16 protein-coding genes are annotated in these 17,748 nt (G+C 72.2%); 9 read left to right on the plus strand and 7 right to left on the minus strand.

What is annotated here, in order from left to right; translation table 11 throughout:
- Window positions 1-341: 341 nt before the first annotated feature.
- The 3 genes from PUR61_RS19435 to PUR61_RS19445 are packed head-to-tail and all read right to left on the minus strand — an operon-like array spanning window position 342 to window position 3,570.
- Window positions 342-1,421: a threonine aldolase family protein gene (locus tag PUR61_RS19435; RefSeq protein ID WP_329880635.1), complete on the minus strand. Its 1,080-nt coding sequence runs from the start codon at window positions 1,419-1,421 to the stop codon at window positions 342-344.
- Complete coding sequence (locus PUR61_RS19440; RefSeq protein ID WP_329880246.1) at window positions 1,418-2,173, minus strand: SDR family NAD(P)-dependent oxidoreductase; 756 nt, start codon at window positions 2,171-2,173, stop codon at window positions 1,418-1,420. The genes PUR61_RS19435 and PUR61_RS19440 overlap by 4 nt, the downstream gene beginning before the upstream one ends.
- Window positions 2,170-3,570, minus strand: a complete 1,401-nt coding sequence (locus tag PUR61_RS19445; RefSeq protein ID WP_329880248.1) for a DUF6421 family protein — start codon at window positions 3,568-3,570, stop codon at window positions 2,170-2,172. The genes PUR61_RS19440 and PUR61_RS19445 overlap by 4 nt, the downstream gene beginning before the upstream one ends.
- Before the next feature lie 262 nt (window positions 3,571-3,832).
- On the opposite strand from PUR61_RS19445, the gene PUR61_RS19450 reads away from it, so the two are divergent.
- The 5 genes from PUR61_RS19450 to PUR61_RS19470 all read left to right on the plus strand — a co-directional run bounded on the left by PUR61_RS19450 (window position 3,833) and on the right by PUR61_RS19470 (window position 8,427).
- Window positions 3,833-4,699: an ABC transporter substrate-binding protein gene (locus PUR61_RS19450; RefSeq protein WP_329880250.1), complete on the plus strand. Its 867-nt coding sequence runs from the start codon at window positions 3,833-3,835 to the stop codon at window positions 4,697-4,699.
- Window positions 4,696-5,637 (plus strand): amino acid ABC transporter permease, encoded by a 942-nt coding sequence (locus PUR61_RS19455; RefSeq protein WP_329880251.1) that lies wholly within the window; start codon window positions 4,696-4,698, stop codon window positions 5,635-5,637. The genes PUR61_RS19450 and PUR61_RS19455 overlap by 4 nt, the downstream gene beginning before the upstream one ends.
- A 62-nt stretch (window positions 5,638-5,699) precedes the next feature.
- The gene (locus PUR61_RS19460) at window positions 5,700-6,494 is read left to right on the plus strand and encodes an amino acid ABC transporter ATP-binding protein (RefSeq protein WP_443035206.1); all 795 of its coding nucleotides are present in this window, start codon (window positions 5,700-5,702) and stop codon (window positions 6,492-6,494) included.
- 145 nt (window positions 6,495-6,639) lie between these two features.
- Window positions 6,640-7,281, plus strand: a complete 642-nt coding sequence (locus tag PUR61_RS19465) for a DUF5134 domain-containing protein (RefSeq protein ID WP_329880253.1) — start codon at window positions 6,640-6,642, stop codon at window positions 7,279-7,281.
- Window positions 7,282-7,479: 198 nt separating this feature from the next.
- Window positions 7,480-8,427, plus strand: a complete 948-nt coding sequence (locus PUR61_RS19470) for a M56 family metallopeptidase (protein WP_329880255.1) — start codon at window positions 7,480-7,482, stop codon at window positions 8,425-8,427.
- An 18-nt stretch (window positions 8,428-8,445) separates the two neighbouring features.
- Here the strand turns inward: PUR61_RS19470 and PUR61_RS19475 are convergent, their stop codons facing one another.
- Complete coding sequence (locus PUR61_RS19475; protein WP_329880257.1) at window positions 8,446-8,898, minus strand: MarR family winged helix-turn-helix transcriptional regulator; 453 nt, start codon at window positions 8,896-8,898, stop codon at window positions 8,446-8,448.
- Between the two features lie 87 nt (window positions 8,899-8,985).
- Here PUR61_RS19475 and PUR61_RS19480 point away from each other — a divergent pair, with 87 nt between their 5' ends.
- Both PUR61_RS19480 and PUR61_RS19485 read left to right on the plus strand, forming a co-directional pair.
- Complete coding sequence (locus PUR61_RS19480) at window positions 8,986-10,503, plus strand: MFS transporter (protein WP_329880259.1); 1,518 nt, start codon at window positions 8,986-8,988, stop codon at window positions 10,501-10,503.
- A 232-nt stretch (window positions 10,504-10,735) separates the two neighbouring features.
- Window positions 10,736-11,341 (plus strand): TetR/AcrR family transcriptional regulator, encoded by a 606-nt coding sequence (locus PUR61_RS19485; RefSeq protein WP_329880260.1) that lies wholly within the window; start codon window positions 10,736-10,738, stop codon window positions 11,339-11,341.
- Window positions 11,342-11,401: 60 nt separating this feature from the next.
- On the opposite strand, the gene PUR61_RS19490 is transcribed toward PUR61_RS19485, so the two are convergent.
- Window positions 11,402-12,268, minus strand: a complete 867-nt coding sequence (locus tag PUR61_RS19490) for a helix-turn-helix domain-containing protein (protein ID WP_329880262.1) — start codon at window positions 12,266-12,268, stop codon at window positions 11,402-11,404.
- A 415-nt stretch (window positions 12,269-12,683) separates the two neighbouring features.
- Between PUR61_RS19490 and PUR61_RS19495 the strand changes: the two genes are divergently transcribed.
- Window positions 12,684-13,205 carry an ATP-binding protein gene (locus PUR61_RS19495; RefSeq protein ID WP_329880263.1) on the plus strand — a complete coding sequence of 174 codons (522 nt, stop codon included), beginning with the start codon at window positions 12,684-12,686 and terminating at the stop codon, window positions 13,203-13,205.
- Window positions 13,206-13,562: 357 nt separating this feature from the next.
- Here the strand turns inward: PUR61_RS19495 and PUR61_RS19500 are convergent, their stop codons facing one another.
- Window positions 13,563-13,808, minus strand: coding sequence for a DUF397 domain-containing protein (locus PUR61_RS19500; RefSeq protein ID WP_329880265.1), 246 nt, complete (start codon window positions 13,806-13,808; stop codon window positions 13,563-13,565).
- A gap of 526 nt (window positions 13,809-14,334) precedes the next feature.
- On the opposite strand from PUR61_RS19500, the gene PUR61_RS19505 reads away from it, so the two are divergent.
- Window positions 14,335-15,246, plus strand: coding sequence for a sirohydrochlorin chelatase (locus PUR61_RS19505; protein ID WP_329880267.1), 912 nt, complete (start codon window positions 14,335-14,337; stop codon window positions 15,244-15,246).
- A gap of 137 nt (window positions 15,247-15,383) precedes the next feature.
- Here PUR61_RS19505 and PUR61_RS19510 read toward each other — a convergent pair whose 3' ends face one another.
- Window positions 15,384-17,603: a hypothetical protein gene (locus PUR61_RS19510; protein WP_329880269.1), complete on the minus strand. Its 2,220-nt coding sequence runs from the start codon at window positions 17,601-17,603 to the stop codon at window positions 15,384-15,386.
- Window positions 17,604-17,748: the final 145 nt, after the last annotated feature.

A 17,748-nucleotide genomic window follows, 5' to 3' on the forward strand; every position in this document is an offset into this window, starting at 1 on the left:
AACAAGTCCGAGGCCGGGGATGTCAACATATCTGGCGTTGACTTTTGGCACGCTGTTGAGTTCTCAAGGAACGGACACTTCCTTCAGGCGGCTTTCACACCGGCCCTCCGGGCGCTTCGTTCTTTCGTGTTTCCAGCTTATCAGACGTTTTCCGCTCCGTTTTCCGGAGTTTCATTCATCGGATTTTGCTTTCCGCTTGCCCCCGCTCTCTCGCGGCGACTCCGGAACTGTACGGCGATCGGCACGCCACATGCAAATCGTCCCGTCCTGCGGCGGCAGGACGGGACGATCCGCGGTTCGGGCCGGCCTTCGACAGGCGCCGGACACGGGTCAGACGCGTGTCACGCGCGGCCCATCTCCTCGGCGATGGCCGTCGCGAAGGCGTCGATGTCGGCCTCCGTCGTGTCGAACGAGCACATCCAGCGGACCTCGCCGGTGTGCTCGTTCCAGAAGTAGAAGCGGTAACGCTTCTGCAGCCGCTCGCTCACCTCGCGGGGGAGGATCGCGAAAACAGCGTTCGCCCTGACCGGGCGGACGACCGTCACGCCCTCGATTCCACGGACGGCGGCCTCGAGGCGGCTGGCCATGGCGTTGGCGTGGCCGGCGTTACGGAGGTAGAGGTCACCCGCGAGCAGCGCCTCGAACTGGACCGAGACGAAGCGCATCTTCGAGGCGAGCTGCATCGAGGTCTTGCGGAGGAACTTGATGTTCCGGACCTTCTCCGGGTTGAGCACGACCACGCACTCACCGAACAGCAGGCCGTTCTTCGTCCCACCGAAGGAGAGGACGTCGACGCCCACGTCCGTGGTGAAGGCGCGCAGCGGGACGCCGAGCGAGGCCGCGGCGTTGGCCAGGCGGGAGCCGTCCACGTGGACCAGCATGCCGAGCTGGTGCGCGTGGTCGACGATCGCCCGGATCTCCTCCACGGTGTAGAGGGTGCCGAGCTCGGTGCTCTGGGTGATCGAGACCGCGAGCGGCTGCGCGCGGTGCTCGTCGCCGAAGCCCCAGGCCTGCTGGTCGATGAGCTCGGGGGTGAGCTTGCCGTCCGGCGTCGGGACGGTGAGCAGCTTGATGCCGCCCATCTTCTCCGGGGCGCCGCCCTCGTCCACGTTGATGTGGGCCGACTCGGCGGTGATCACCGCACCCCAGCGCGGGAGCAGTGCCTGCAGGGCGACGACGTTGGCGCCGGTGCCGTTGAAGACGGGGTGCGCCTCGGCCTTGTCGCCGAAGTGCCGGCGGAAGACGTCCTGGAGGTGGGCGGTGTAGTCGTCCTCGCCGTAGGCCACCTGGTGGCCGCCGTTCGCGAGGGCTATCGCGGCGAGGACCTCCGGATGCACACCGGCGTAGTTGTCGCTGGCGAAGCCGCGGACGGCGGGGTCGTGCCGCCGGACGGCGTCCGTCTGCGGGGTGGGGTCGGTCATCGGGCTGTCAGCCACAGGTGCTGTCCGTTCAGTTCTTCTGCGGGGCGGTCCCAGAGGCCCGCCAGGGTGGTGGCGAGGTCGGCGGTGTCGGTGAAGCCGGCGAACTTCGCCTCCGGCTTCTCGGCCCGCATCTCGGGACTGACCAGCGCCTTGATCACCAGGATGGCAGCCGCGGCGGTGGGCTTGCCGTCCTCGGCGGTGGTCTCCTTCGTGAAGGAGTCCGCCATGGCGAGCGTCCAGGCTTCGGTGGCGGCCTTCGCCGCGGCGTAGGCGGCGCCGCCCGCGGTGGGCTTGTGGGCGGCGGCGGCCGAGATCATGGCGTAGCGGCCACCGCTGCGGACCAGGGCGGGCTGGAACGCCAGCGAGGTGTGCTGGAGGGTCCGCACGACGGTGTCGTGCAGGAAGTCCCAGTCGTCGATCCGGGTGTCGAAGAAGGTCTTGCTGCCGCGCCAGCCGCCGACGAGGTGGAGGAGGCCGTCGACGTGGCCGTGCTCGGCCTCCAGGTGGTCGGCCCAGTCGTGGACCTCCTGCGGGTCGAGGAGGTCGATGACCTGGCCGCTGACCCTGGCTCCGCGCACGGCGACGCGCACGGTGTCGAGGGCGGCCTCCAGCCGCTGGGCGTCGATGTCGGCGCCGATGACGGTGGCGCCGTCCGCCGTGAGGCGGCGCAGCACGGCCTGGCCGGCCGGGCCGCTCGCGCCGGCGACGGCGATCACCTTGCCGCTGAGCGGTCCCTTGGGTGCGGTGGTCACGCGGCAACTCCCTGCAGGCCGGCACCGGTGATGCCGGTGGTCGAGGCGATGACGCCGCTGAGCTTCTTGGAGAGGGCCTCGTAGAACATGCTCAGCGGGAACTCGTCGGGGAGCACAGCGTCGCACAGGGCCTTGTTGAGGGCCTTGCCCTCGGTGATGTCGAACGGCAGCGCCGCGGAGCCCTTCGCCCAGGTGGAGGCGGGGTGCGGGGTGAGGTAGCGGGAGACCAGCTCGTAGGCGGCGATCCAGTGGGCCGGCTTGGGACGGTCGATGCCGTCGCGGTAGAGGGTCTCGATCTCGGCGCAGAGCGCGTTGGTGACCTGCGGGGCCCGCTCCCAGTCGATGCTGAGGCGGTTGTCGCGCCAGCGCAGCGCGTCGTGCTTGTGCAGGTACGCGAAGAGCAGCTGACCGCCGAGGCCGTCGTAGTTGCGGACGCGGTCGCCGCTGACCGGGAAGCGGAAGAGGCGGTCGAAGAGGATCGCGTACTGGACGTCGCGGGCGTGCTCGTTGCCCTCCGCCTCCAGCTTCACCGCCTCCTTGAAGGTGGTGAGGTCGCAGCGGAGCTCCTCCAGGCCGTACATCCAGAACGGGCTGCGCTGCTTGATCATGAAGGGGTCGAACGGCAGGTCGCCGTGGCTGTGGGTGCGGTCGTGGATGAGGTCCCACAGCACGAAGGTCTGCTGCGAGCGCTCCTGGTCCTGGAGCAGGCTCTCGGCGTCGGCCGGGATCTCCAGGCCGAGCAGCTCGACGGCGTTGGTGGAGACGACCCGGAATCGGGCGGCCTCACGGTCGCAGAAGATGCCGCCCCAGGTGAAACGTTCCGGCGCCTTGCGCACGGCCACGGTCTCGGGGAAGAGGACGGCGGAGTTGGTGTCGTAACCGGCAGTGAAGTCGGTGAAGGTGATCGGCACGAACATCGGGTTGTCGAAGCGGGTGCGCTCCAGCTCCGCCAGCCAGTCGGGCCAGACGACGTTCAGCAGGACCGCTTCGAGGTTGCGGTTCGGGTTGCCGTTCTGGGTGTACATCGGGAAGACGACCAGGTGCTCCAGGCCGTCCTCGCGCTGTTCGGCGGGCTGGAAGGCGAGCAGCGAGTCCAGGAAGTCCGGCTCCCGGTAGCCGGTGTCGGCCCACTTGGCCAGGTCCACGTCGACGGCGGCCAGGTAGGCGGCGTCGTGCGGGAAGAGCGGCGCAAGCTCCGCGACGGCCGTGCGGACGGTGGCGACCAGCGGGTCGACCGTCCGGCGCTCGACGACGGACAGGTCGATGGAGCCGTCCTTGGACTGCAGGGGGCGCAGGGCCTCGACAGCTTCCTTGAGCCGCAGCCAGGCCGGGTGGCCGGCGAGGGACTCGACCGGGGCGTCGGCCGCCACGGCGAGCCTTGGCGAAAGATTCTGCATCGGGGACTCACTTCGACAGGAGGGTTTTCAACGAGACCACCATAAGTACGAAAGGTTCTTCTGTTCAAGGGGGCACCCGACGGCGGATCTGCGGTAACCCGGGCCGGAGACCGTATGTCGTCCGTGTGAACAGCTGCCGGGATCTTCCGGGACAGAGCGGACGAAGCCCGGTAAGCCGACCATGCCGCGCGTGTTCCGGCGTCGCCACCGGGGGAGGTTCCCCACCCGACCGGTCCGTCCCCTTCCTCCCGGGAGCCCCGCCATGCCCCTCCCCCGAAAACCGCTCGCCGCCCTCCTGCTCGCCGGTGCCGTGCTGGCCGCCTGTGCCCCGCAGGACACCGCGTCCGACGAGAACCCCACGGCCGCGAGCACGGCGGGCGGCTGCGCGCCGGGCGCGTTGCCCACCCGGGCGGCGGGGACGCTGACCATCGGCACCGACAAGCCCGCGTACGAGCCGTGGTTCGCGGAGGACGCGCCGGCGAACGGCAAGGGCTTCGAGTCCGCGGTCGCCCACGCGGTGGCGGAGAAGCTCGGCTACCCCAAGGAGAAGGTGACGTGGGTGGTCGCTCCGTTCGGCACGGCGACCGCGCCCGGTCCGAAGAACTTCGACTTCGACATCAACCAGGTGTCGATCAGTGCCGAGCGCCGGCAGGCGGTGGACTTCTCCTCCGGCTACTACGACGTGCGCCAGGCCGTGATCGCGCTGAAGAGTTCCAAGGCCGCCTCGGCCCGGAGCCTCGCCGATCTCAGGGGCGCCAAGCTGGGCGCACAGGTCGGCACCACCAGCCTGGACGCGGTCACCGACACCATCAGGCCGACCACCCGGCCGGCCGTCTTCGACTCCAACGACCTGGCGAAGGCCGCGTTGAGGAACGGTCAGGTCGAGGCCCTGGTGGTCGACCTCCCGACGGCGTTCTACATCACCGGGGCCGAGGTGACGGACGCCCAGGTGGTCGGCCAGCTGGCGGGCTCCGCGAAGGGCGAGCAGTTCGGCCTGGTGCTGGACAAGGGCTCGAAGCTGACCGGCTGCGTCTCCGGCGCGGTGGACGCGCTGCGGGCCGACGGGACGCTGGCGAAGCTGGAGAAGCAGTGGCTCTCGGACGCCGTCTCGGCCCCCGTCCTCCAGTGAGCGACACCGTGAAGGGGCTCTCCGGGGGGTCCGCCGACCCGGGGACGCCGGCCGGCCCGGGTGGGCCGGCGGGCCCGGACGCGGCCGACGACGGCTACCGGCCGTCGGCGCGACGGCTCGCCCACGAGGCGTACCGGCGCCGGCGGGCCCACCGCTCGGCGCTGATCGCGGCCGGCTCGACGCTGGCGACGGCGGTGGCGCTGGTCCTGCTGGTGGTCGGCTCGCCCGGCTGGCCGGCCGTGCGGCGGTCCTTCCTCAGTGCCGAGTACGCCCGGCAGGCACTGCCCGAGGTGCTCAAGGGACTGCGGATCAACCTGGAACTGATGGCCGTCTGCGGGGTGCTGATCCTCTTCCTCGGCCTGCTGCTCGCGGTACTGCGGACCCTGAGCGGGCCGGTCTTCCTGCCGGTGCGGCTGCTCGCCACCGCCTACGTCGACTTCTTCCTCGGCCTGCCGATGATCATCTGCCTGCTGGTGATGATCACCGGGGTGCCGGCGCTGCGACTGACCGGTGTCACCACCGACCCGCTGTGGCTGGGCGGCGCCGCGCTGGTGCTCACGTACGCGGCGTACGTGTCCGAGGTGTTCCGGGCCGGCATCGAGTCGGTGCACCCGAGCCAGCGGGCCGCCGCCCGGTCGCTGGGCCTCTCCAACGCGCAGGCGATGCGGTACGTGGTGCTGCCGCAGGCGGTCCGCCGGGTGGTGCCGCCGCTCCTCAACAACCTGGTCAGCCTGCAGAAGGACACCGGACTGGTCTCGATCGGCGGGGTGATCGACGCGGTGTACGCGGCGAAGATCATCAACGGCCGGTCGTTCAACTCCACCCCGTACCTGGTGGCGGCACTCGTCTTCGTGGTGCTGACCATCCCGCTCACCCGGTTCACCGGCTGGCTCACCACCCGGATGAACCGCCGACGCCAGCAGGGAGGTGCGGTGTGACCGGCCGACCGGCCGACGACACGACAGGCCGCCCGCCGGGCACGTCCGCCGTACGACCGGGTGTGCCGGCGCCGTCGGGCGGGGCGGCGGCGCCGGGCGGGCCGGTGAAGCCCGTGCTGCGCCTGGAGTCGGTGCGCAAGAGCTTCAACGGCCAGGCGGTCCTGCGCGACGTGGACCTCGCCGTCCCCGAGCACTCGGTGACGGCGCTGATCGGTGCCTCCGGCTCCGGCAAGTCGACGCTCCTGCGGTGCGTCAACCTGCTGGAGCGGATCGACGACGGCGCCGTCTTCCTGGACGGCGCGGAGATCACCGACCCGCGTGCCGACGAGGACGCCGTGCGACGACGGATCGGCGTCGTGTTCCAGGCCTACAACCTCTTCCCGCACATGACCGTGCTGGAGAACGTGACGCTCGCCCCGCGCCGGGTGCACGGTCTGGCCCGGGCCGAGGCCGAGGCGCGGGCGCACGAGCTGCTCGACCGGCTGGGCCTGGCGGCGAAGGCGCGGGAGTACCCCGACCGGCTCTCCGGCGGCCAGCAGCAGCGGGTGGCCATCGTGCGGGCGCTCGCCACCGGGCCGCGGCTGCTGCTCCTCGACGAGATCACCGCGGCGCTCGACCCGGAGCTGGTCGGCGAGGTGCTCTCGGTGGTGCGCGACCTCAAGGAGCAGGGCATGACGATGCTGGTCGCGACGCACGAGATGGGGTTCGCCCGCGAGGTCGCCGACCAGGTCTGCTTCCTGGACGCCGGGGTGGTACTCGAACAGGGGCCGCCGGAGCGGGTGTTCGGGGCGCCGCAGCAGGAGCGGACCCGGCGGTTCCTGAGCCGGGTCATCGCCTCCGGGCGGCTCTCCGGGTAGCCGGACCTGTGCGGCAGTCCAGCGCCCGCCGGTGGGCCCACTCCGCCGGGCACCACCATGCGCCCCCGCACGCGCCCTGCTGCACGCGGCCCCGGGCCGTGATCGTGGACAGTACCCCCGCCCGTCACCGCCCGGGAGGCCGCCGTTGCACGGATCAGCCCTCGTCAGCTGGTTGTTGGCCGCCCTCGCCGCGGCCTCCGGCGGCTACTGCCTCACCCGCCTGCGCCGTACTCCCCCCGCGCCGCCCCCGGGAGCGGCCGAAGCCGGAACCGCACCGAGGACGCCCGGCCCGAGAAGGACCGGGGCGACCGGGGCGACCCGCGCACACCGGCTGCACGCGTACGAGTCGGATGCCTCCGAGGCCCTGATGGGCTTCGGCATGGCCGCCATGGCCGTGACCGGGACGGCCGTACCGGGCGTCGCCTGGGCCTGGCTGTTCGGCCCGCCCGCGGTCGCCCTGCTGCTGGCCGCCGCGTACCGCCCGGAGCGGCGGGCGCACCGGCTGCACCACGCGGTCGGCGCGCTGTCGATGACCTACATGGCACTCGTGATGGCCACCGCGCCCGCCGCCGGGCACGCGGGCCACCACCCGTCCGCGGCCGGATCGCCGGCACTGACCGGCGCCCTGCTGCTCTACTTCGGCGGGTACGCGCTCTGGTCGGGCAGCCGGCTGCTCAGCGGTGCCGGAGGCGGGCCCGGCGGGCTGCCGGCGGCCTCGGCGACGCTGCCCCGGGCCTGGCGGCTGTCGATGGGCATCGGCATGTTCGCCATGCTCCTGACCATGTGACACCGGCGCCCGCGCCCACCGTCGCGGCGCGGCACCGGACGACCGTCGCGGCGCCGCACCGTCCTCGCGGCGCGGCCGCCGGACAGCCGTGGCGTTGGTCACTGGGTGGCCGAAAGTCGTACCACGCCGCGCCGGCAGCGCTTAGGTTGGACGGGAAGCGCGTTGTCGCGCTCCGTGCGTCCCCGGGGAGCCCATGCCATGACGGCCCTGCTCGGCCTGCTGCTGCTCGGACTGCTGCTCGCCACCGCCGCTCCCCGGCGGCTGACCCGGGCCCGCTGGGTGGACCGCGAACCCGTACTGGCGCTGCTGGTCTGGCAGTGCCTGGTGGTGGCCGTACTGCTGTGCTGTGCGCTGAGCCTGCTGCTGGCCGCCTCGGCCGCGCTCCCCGACCTGCGGTCGCTGCTGTTCGCGGGCGCACCGCACGGCGTGGAGGCGGCGTACGGACTGCACAACGCCGAGGGCTGGGGCCGGCTCTGCGCGGCGGTGCTGGCCGCGGGCGGGTTGCAGACGCTGTTCGCGCTGACCCGTGAGGTCCGTTCGGCGAAGGCGCTGCGCGCTCACCGGCATGCCGAACTGGCCACGCTGTCACCTGAGTTGCCGGGCTCCATCGACGACGCACGGCAGCGCCGGGAGCGGCTGGTGGTGCTGGAGGACGTCCGGCCCGGGGCCTGGTCGCTGCCCGGGCACAACTCCCGGCTGGTGGTCACCACGGGGGCGCTCCGGCAGCTGACCGACCGGGAGTTGGAGGCGGTGCTGAGCCATGAGCGCGGGCACGTCCGGGCCCGGCACCACTGGCTGGCGCAGGGCGCGCAGGCGCTCGCCTCGGGCTTCCCCGGGGTCGGCGTCTTCAGCGCCTTCCGGAATCAGGTGGGCGAGTTGGTGGAGCTGGCGGCGGACGACCGGGCCGCGCGGCGGCACGGCCGGCACACCACCGCCCTGGCACTGGCCGAACTCAACCTGGGGCGCGGGGTGTTCGGCTCCTGCCCGCCCGGGATGGCCCAGTCGCCGAAACGGGTGGACCGGCTGCTGGCCGGGCGCCCCCGGCTCTCCGTGTCGCACCGCCTGCAGCTGACCCTGGCCGCGCTGGCCGCGCCGGTGGCGGTCGTACTGACGGCCGCCGCACCGGGCCTCGCGTCCCTGCTGTAGCGCCGGCCTCCGGCCCCGTCAGTCCAGGGTCGTCCCGCAGGCGCGCACCGGTTCGTCGGCGAGCGTGAGGGAGAGCACCTCGCGGTGCAGGGGACGGGCCTCCGTGTAGCGCCGACGGCCGGCCCCGGTGAGCGCGACCTGGATGCCGCGCCGGTCACTGGTGCACATCGCGCGGGTGACCAGCCCGGCCTTCTCCAGCCTGCCGATCAGCCGCGAGAGCGCGCTCTGGCTGAGGTGCACGGTGTCGGCCAGCTCCTGGATCCGCAGCCCGTGCCCGCCACTGCCGTCACACCCCTCGACGAGGCGTTCCAGCACCTCGAACTCGCTCATGCCCAGGCCGTGCTTCTCGCCGAGTTCACGGTCGAGGAGGCAGGCGGTCTGGGCCTGCCGGGCCAGCAGGTCGCGCCACTGGACGACCAGACCGGCCTCCGCCGGGGAGTCGTGGGAATCGTGGGGGTCGAGTTCAGCCACGCCGCCACGGTATCACATGCGGAAGCAACTTATGCGTTAACATCTTATTCACTTGCATTGAATGCACGTGCATGTACTCTCTTGCCCATGACCACCGCGACCGTCACGACGTCTGACGATTCATCACAGGGGGCTCCGCGCTGGAGTCCCCGCCTCTGGGGCACGCTGATCGTGCTCTGCGCCGCGCTGTTCCTGGACGCCCTGGACATCTCGATGGTGGGCATCGCGCTCCCCTCCATCGGCTCCGAACTCCACCTCTCCACCTCCACCCTCCAGTGGGTGGTCTCCGGCTACGTACTCGGCTACGGCGGGCTCCTGCTGCTCGGCGGCCGGACCGCCGACCTGCTCGGCCGCCGCCGGGTCTTCCTCGTCGCACTCGCCGTCTTCGCCGCCGCCTCCCTGCTCGGCGGCCTGGTCGACGACGGCGGCCTGCTGATCGCCGCCCGCTTCATCAAGGGCGTCGCCGCCGCCTTCACCGCGCCGGCCGGCCTGTCGATCATCACCACCACGTTCCCGGAGGGCCCGGCCCGCAACCGGGCACTGTCGATCTACACCACCTGCGGGGCCAGCGGCTTCTCGCTCGGCCTGGTCCTCAGCGGAGTGCTCACCTCGGTCGGCTGGCGCTGGACCTTCCTGATGCCCGTCCCGATCGCCCTGCTCGCCCTGGTCTTCGCCGTCCGGCTGCTCCCCCGCCCGGCCGCCGGGGAGAAGGCCACCGGCCGGTACGACGTGCTCGGCGCGATCACCGGCACCGCCACCGTGCTGCTGCTGGTCTTCACCGTGACCGAGGCGCAGGGCGCCGGCTGGCTCAGCCTGCGCACCCTGGGCTCGTTCGCCGTCGTGGCGCTGCTCGGCTCCGCCTTCCTGTTCGTCGAGAGCCGCACCGCGCACCCGCTGGTCCGGCTCGGGATCTTCCGCAACGGCTCGGTCGCCCGCGCCAACGTGATCGCGTTCGCGATGACCGGCGCGTACGGCGGCTTCCAGTTCGTGGTCACGCTCTACCTCCAGGAGCTGCTCGACTGGTCGGCTCTGGAGATGGCGCTCGGGCTGCTGCCCGCCGGCGCGATGATCGCCCTGTCGGCACCGTTCATGGGTCCCGTGGTGGACCGCTTCGGGACCGGCCGGCTGCTGCCGATCGGCCTGCTCGCCCTGGTCGGCGCGTTCGCGCTCTTCCTCCGGCTCGACGAGCACAGCTCGTACCCGGTGCTGGTGCTGCCGTCGATCATCCTGCTCGGCGTCGGCTTCGCGCTGGCCTTCCCCTCGGTGAACATCGCCGCCACCGACGGCGTCGCCGACGATGAGCAGGGACTGGCCTCCGGCCTGGTGAACACCGCGATCCAGGTCGGCACCGCGGTCGTCCTGGCCGGCGCCACGGCCATCATCACCGCCGGCAGCGGCGGCGGCACCGGCGCGCAGGCCCAGCTGGACGGCTACCGGCCCGCCCTGCTCTTCATCACCGGGATCGCGGTGGTCGGTTTCGTGATCGCCGTCGCGGGCGCCGTTCTCGACCGGCGGACGAAGGCAACTCGCTTCTCCGTACCGGACTATGATTATCCGTCAGTCGACCTGGTCGACCGGGGCGGCGAGGTTCTGACCAAGAGCTGACCAGCGGTACGAGTTCCACCAGGCCCGGGACGGAGTCCCCGGGCGGGCGCCGGCTCCACCAAACCCCCGTGTTGGTAGAGCCGGCGCCTCCGTACGAACCGAACGCCGCCGCCCGGCCCAATGCCCCGGGGGCCACGGTCCGGTCGCCGGCCGCGCCAGTATATTGGCCGACAGCCAACGAACGTACGGAGCAGAAACGATGGCACCTCGCGGGGATTCGGTCAATGAGGAGATGCGTCAGCGTTCCCGGCGACGCATCATGCGGGCCACCGTCGAACTGGTCGACCGGCACGGATACGCCGGGACCACGCTGACCGACATCGCCGAACGGGCCGGACTGGCCCGCGGACTGCTCTCGTACTACTTCGACGGCAAACGGCTGCTCATGCAGTCGGCGACCCACCGGATGATGCACCAGGAGCTCTCCACCGTGCTCGGCGAGCTCGCGCCCGACGCGACACCGGAGGCGCGGCTGGCCCGGGCGATCGACGCGGTGCTCGGCCTGGCCATGGACCACCCGCGGGTGATGCGCTCGCACCTGGCGCTGATCCTCGACCCGGACACCGGCGCCTTCGTCCAGGACCCCGAGCAGCAACGGCTCGGCTCGATCCTCCAGGATCTGCTGCGCGACTGGGGTGCGCCCGACCCCGTCGCGGAGCACGCGGTGCTGCGCAGCGCCCTGATGGGCGGCTGCATAGGCGTCCTGCTCCCGGGCGCGGAGGTGCCGCTGGCGCCGATCCGCGCCGACCTCTTCAGCCGCTACGACCTGCCCTGGCACCTCGGCCGTCCGCCGCAGCCGCTCCCGCCGGAACGCGAAAGGCCGCCGGCCCGCGGCTGAAACCGCGGGGCCGGCGGCCGTCCGGTGGAGCGGCGCGCGGCGGACGGGGACGTCCGGCGCTCAGCGCTCCTTCAGGATCGAGGCCAGCAGGTCGATGGTGCGCTCGGGCGTGAGGCTGTCCACGCAGAGCCGCTCCATCACCTGGATGTAGGCGTCGACGTCGTCGCGCTTGTCGAGGTACAGCGCACTGGTCAGCTGCTCCAGGTACACGACGTCCGCCAGGTCCTGCTCGGGGAAGCGCAGGATGGTGAACGCACCGGACTCACCGGCGTGCGCACCGAAGCGGAACGGCATGACCTGGATCACGACGTTGGCCTGCTCGGCCGCGTCGATCAGGTACTGGACCTGGCCGCGCATCACCTTCGGCCCACCGACCGGACGGCGCAGCGCCGCCTCGTCGATGACCGCCCAGAGGCGGGGGCTCTCGCCCTCGGTGAGCAGCTTCTGGCGGCGCATCCGCAGGCTGACCCTGCGCTCGACCTCCTCCTCGCTGATCACCGGCCGACTCTGGCCGAAAACCGCCCGTGCGTACTCCTCGGACTGGAGCAGGCCGGGGACGAACTGGACCTCGTAGGTGCGGATCAGTGCGGCGGCCTCCTCCAGACCGACGTAGGTCTGGAACCAACCCGGCAGGACGTCGTTGAAGCTGTGCCACCAGCCCGACTTGTTGGCCTCGCGGACCAGCCCGAGCAGCGCCTCGCGCTCCAGGCCGTCGTCCACTCCGTAGAGGCTGAGCAGGTCCGCGACATCGCGTTCCTTGAAGCTGACCCGGCCGAGTTCCATGCGGCTGATCTTGGACTCGGACGCACGGATCGCGTAGCCCGCGTCCTCGCGGGTGATGCCGCGCCCCTCCCGGAGGCGGCGCAGCTGGGAGCCGAGGAGGATCCGGCGGACCATCGAGCCGCCGCCCGGCTGAACTGTGGTCATGTGGTCCTAACCTCCACCTAGGGCAAACAGCGCACAGTCTGCCATCAGTTGAGCGCTCACGGTGCCGATACTGACGGATGTTCCTATCAGTTCTGTACTCCGCACACCAGGATGCACGTGCATCCGGCGCTTGCATATGCCATTTGAACGACTGCACGTGAATCGACTCTTGCATCTGCAGTGAGCGCAGAGGACGATGGTGCACGTGCACCTGCACATCCCTGGCAATCCCGCGGGCTCCGCGTCGACCCCACGCGCGACTCCGTGCACAGGCCCGGCAGCGCCCCCGCGCCTCCGGGCCCTTGTGCGCGCGCGCCTGGTCGAGTGGGCGGCCGTGCGGCCGAGCGAGTCGGAGGTGACCGGCATGACCCCGGCGGGTCCAGCCGTGTCCGCCCCCTTATGGGAGGAGCTCTTCATGAGCACCGGAACGGCTTTGGCAGTCGACCCCCATGTGGTCACCTGTACGCTCGCTCCTCGATATGAAGCCGTCAGAACCGCGCGCGACTTCGCCAGAACCGCCCTGCACCGCTGGGGCCTGGGCGAGCTCTTCGACGATGTCGCGCTGGTGGCCTCGGAGCTGGTGACCAACGCCCTGCGGCACGCGATCGGCGCGCGCCCCGGTGCGGCGGACGACTACGACTTTCCCATGCAGTGCGCAGCCGAGGGGAGGCTGCCGATCCGAATAAGCCTGGTGCACCGTTCCCCGCAGGTGGTCTGCGCGGTGAGCGACCCCAGCAACATCGGCCCGGTGGCGCGGGAGGCCGACTTCGTGGCGGAGTCGGGCCGCGGCCTCCACCTGGTCGACTCGTTCAGCCACTCCTGGGGCTGGCATCCGCTCGGCGGCGGCAAGGTCGTCTGGGCGCTGTTCGAGGCGGAACCGGAACAACGGTCGATCCCGGCCCCCGAGATGAGCGGACGGCACCGGCGCTCGGCCTAGCACGGCGCACGACCCGTGACAGGACCCCCGGGAGCACCACACCGCCCGGCGGGAGACCACACACCAGCGCGACACACCCCGGCAACGGCGATCGGTGACCCTCGGGCAGCGGGTACCGGCCACCCTTGCGGCGGTGCGCCCCTCCGATCCGCGTGCGGCGGCTCGGCACGGCGGCGACGGCGGGTGGCCGTGGCGGGCGGAACGGCGGCCGGCGGGCGAGGACCCGCGAACGGCGGCCGGGCCGGCGGAACGGCAGCTCGTGGCACGACGGCTCGCAGGGCGGCGGAGCCGGTAAGACAAAGGCCGTCGTGGTGTCAGCACCCACGACGGCCCCCCGATGGTGGAGCCGGCGGCCGGTCAGACCGCCAGGTGGTCGAACTCCCCGTCCTTGGCCCCCAGGAGCAGGGCCTCGATCTCGGCCCGGGTGTAGATGAGCGCCGGACCGTCCGGGAAGCGGGAGTTGCGCATCGCCACATCGCCCCCCGGGAGGGCGGCGAACTCGACGCAGTTGCCCTGAGAGTTGCTGTGCAGGCTCTTCTGCCAGACCACGCCCTTGAGGTCCGCAGCGGCCATCCCGTTGTACGTGTCGAACGTGTCGTGCATAGAAATCTCCCGAAGAGCTCCGGAGTGGGTCGTCCAGCTCGGCGCCCCGGCTCTCAGCCGAACGGCTCGGCCGGCCCCGTACCGGCCCGGTACAACGCCTCACTTGACGTGATGATAGCTCCAGTGCACGTGCATCAGCACGGGACGTTGCAGGTGCACGGGCTTTTCGACACCGAACCGGAACTCTTCACGAGCCGCGCACCTGACGGTACGTAAGTGGACATAGTCGACCGAATCGGCCGGATGTCGATGACGGCCCGTAGGCGACCACCCGCTGAATGTTGATCTTCGGGAGCCCGGAGTCGCACCGCTGTGACCCCACTGTGACCCTCCGTCAGACGATGCCCGCCCTGTGAGACATCTCACGCGCCCCTCCTGCAACGCGGAGCTCCTCCTCTCGCATCTGAGCGGATACCGGGAGAGAAACCGGGTTCGGGCCGGTTATGTCCGGTTTTCGGATGGGCCGCCCCTCCTCGTACGGCAGCCGACTGCGAGCACGGCGGGGGAATGTCCTACGATCTCCGCCATGAGCACCGCAGCCATCCCGGGCGCGCCACTGCCCGTCCGAACCCCAGGCTCCCGTGCGCGGGGGCGCCACCGCCGTCCCGAGCGCCCCGAAATCCCGACCGGTTCGCCGGTCCTGCTGCTCGCCGTGCCCGCGGCCGCCGGACCGGAATCCCGGTCCGTGGTCGAGGAGCTGCTGTCCATCGTCCGCAGCGAGCAGAACGGCGTGCAGACGGCAGCCGGCTACCTTCCGGCCCACGGCGCCGAGGTCGGCGCCGAGCGCACCGTCGCCGAACTGCTGGACGAGGCGGCCGAGGCCGGCCTGCCCACGCCGGTCATCGTGCCCCTCGTGCCCGGCCCGCACGACTTCCTGACCGACCTGTACGCCCTCGCCGCCGAGTACGGCGCCCCCGTCACCGACGTGCTGGGCCCGCATCCGCTGCTGGCCGAGGCCGTGCACGTGCGCCTCTCCGAGGCCGGTCTGGCCCGCGCCGACCGGGCCCGGCTCTTCGCCATCGCGACCGCCGCCGACGGCGTGGTGCTCACCACCGTCGGTGGGCAGGCCGCCGCCGACGCCGCCGGGATCACCGGCATGCTGCTGGCCGCCCGGCTGGCCGTGCCCGTCGTCCCCGCCGCGCTCGACCTGCCCGGCTCGGTGGCCGCGGCCGTCGCCCACCTCCGGGAGATGGGCTCGCAGAACCCGGCGCTGGCCCCGCTGGTGATCGGCCCGGAGGCGGACTCCGAGCTGCTCGCCACGGCAGCCGAGGAGTCCGGCTGCCCGTCGGCCGCCCCGCTGGGCGCGTACCCGACGGTGGGCCAGCTGATCGCCTCCACCTACCTGGCCACGCTGCCGGCCGTCGACTTCGAGGCGCAGGCCGCGGAGGCCGGGGACGGCGCCGCGGAGCCCTCCGGCGGACGGCACGCCGCCCAGTAGCGCGAGCCCGTCCGAAGGGGCCCGGAACGCATCCGTTCCGGGCCCCTTCGGCTGCTCGCACCGGCCGGAACGGTCCGGCCCCCCGCCCTCCGGCCGGACCGGTACCCCGCACCGCCGCCGCGGTCGCCGGGGCGGCCTCAGCGGCCGACCCGACTGGTGGGCGAGGCCGCGTCCTTCAGTTTCAGGGCGGGCAGCCGCACCGGCCGGGACTGCGCCGCGAAGGTGGCCACCGGCGCGGCGGCGGCGTTCCACTGCGGCTGCGCTGCGCCCTCCTCGTCCGGCTTGCGGACCTTGAGCACCTCGGTCTGCCCGGCCCGGCGCAGCAGGATGTTCTTCGGCCGCACGGCCTCCGGGTCCAGCCAGAGCTCGTTGCCGCCGAACTCGCAGTCCAGCAGCAGCACGTCGTCCGGCTGCCCGTCCGAGGTGGCCCGGAAGGCCACGCCGGCCCGCCGGTAGCCGGTGAACCGGCTCCGGCTGAAGGTGACGGCCTGTCCGGCGAGTTCGTGCCGGGCGGTGGAGACGGCGAAGTCGCTCTGCCCGGCCGCGTCGACGAGCAGTCCGTCGAACACGGTGCCCTTGTCCCGGCCGAGCGAGTGCAGCGCCACTCCCCCGCCCGCGTTGCCGTACAGCACGCTCGCGGTGTAGTCGAAGTCGTTGAGGTAGGCGCCGTGCTCGATGCCCCAGCCACCGTTGTGGTAGGCGGCGAACTCGGTGACCGCGTGGTGCTGACGGGCGTTGAGCCAGACGAAGATGCCGTCCTGCAGGTTGTTGTGGGCCAGGCAGCGCTCGAAGGTCCAGACGCCCTCGCTGTTCTCCGGCCACTCGAAGCCGGAGGCCCCGGTCGCGCCCTGGACGCCGACGGCCACGCAGTCCACCGCCTTGCCGCCGGTGCCCGCGCCGAGGTTGAAACCGGTCAGCCGGTAGGCGCGGGGGTTGGGTTCGAGCAGGGTGCGGGAGGCGACGCAGGACTCGTAGACGATGTCGTCGGAGGGGCGCTGCGGGGTGCGGGTGTCCGGCGGCCCGTCCCACCAGTACGCGTCCTCCCAGGTCTCGTGGCTGATGCAGCTGCGGAAGGTGATGCCGTGACTGGCGTGCGGCACGTACGCGTGGCTGCCGGCGTCGCGGACGACCACGCCCTCGACGACGGTCCCGCGGGTGGCGTCGCCGAGCTGGTGGAAGTGGAGCCCGTACCGGCCGAGGACGGCCGCGGTGACCGGGGCGGTGCCGTCCTGTCCTCTCCAGGTCTCCTTGGTGTCGGCGCGCGGGCCGACCCAGCGCAGCGCGGCGTGCCGGACGTCGGCGCGCCGGGAGCTGGTGAGGTGGACGTGGGCGCGGCCCTCGGCGGTGCCCTCGACCCGGACGGTGCGGGTCAGGTTGAGCACCTCGGCGCCGACGGTGACGCCCCCTCCGGCGGCGACCAGGGGGTGGGCGTGCTTCAGCGGCGACTCCAGGGTGACGGTGGCTCCGCTGACGGACCGCACGGTGACGAGGTCGTAGTGGGCGGCGAAGCCCTCCTGGTCGGGCGGGCCGGTCGGGGTGACGGCCAGTTCGTCGCCGGGGAGCCAGCCGGCGGGTGGGGCGGACAGGGCCAGCTCGGTGCCGCCGGCCTTCAACTCGCGGTCGGCGCGGACCCACGCGGTCTTGGCGGCGCCGTCGAGCCGCAGGTGGCCGGCGCCGGTGACCCAGAGGCCCACGTCGGTGTCGACGACCTTCATGCCGTCCCCCTGGAAGCGCCCCTCGTCGACGGCGGGGAAGCGCAGGGTGTGGGTGTGGGTGCCGTCGGGGGCGAGGGCGAGGGCGCCGCGGATCTCGACGTTCCCGGTGGCGGCGAGGGTGAGGGTGCGGTCGGCGGCGAAGGTGAGGGCGCCGGTCGGCTCCACCAGCAGCGTGCCGACGGCGGCGTCGGTGTCGAGCAGCACCCGGTCGGTGATCCGCACGGTGCTCCTCGGGCCGGGCACGGCACCGCCCCAGCCGGCCGGGTCGGACCAGCGGCGGCCGCTCTGGTCGACGGTGGGCGCGGGGTCCGGTTGTTCGGGCGCGGCGCCCACCGGAGCGGCCTCGGGGGACGCCCCACCGTGGCCTCCGGCTCCCGTCCGGTCCGCGCCGACGGCCGTGGACGATCCGGCGACGGCGGCGACCGGTTCGGTCGGGCCGCTCAGCGAGCGCCGCAGCACCTCCTCGCCGCTGACCGCCGCGAAGGCGGTGCCGACGGCGAGCCAGCGCAGTAAAGTACGGCGACTTAAGGGAGTTAGGGGCGGTTCGGGTGGGATGTCCGCTCTGCGATGCTTTGCCCTGCGATGCGCTCCGCGCACCCGGCCGGTCGGCCGGGCGGGGTCCGGGTCCTCGTCCATGGCCATCGGTGCGTAGCCCTCCCCACGGGCGGCTGCGGCGGCGCCGGCGTCCTACCGACGCTCTGAAGCATAGGCAGTTGCGTTGACCGCGACGGGCGTTGCATGAAATCGGTCATTTCTGATCATGAAGGACAGCCGTCCACCATGGATT

Origin of the sequence: Streptomyces sp. BE20, from assembly GCF_036322525.1 — a bacterium.
Classification (GTDB): domain Bacteria; phylum Actinomycetota; class Actinomycetes; order Streptomycetales; family Streptomycetaceae; genus Kitasatospora.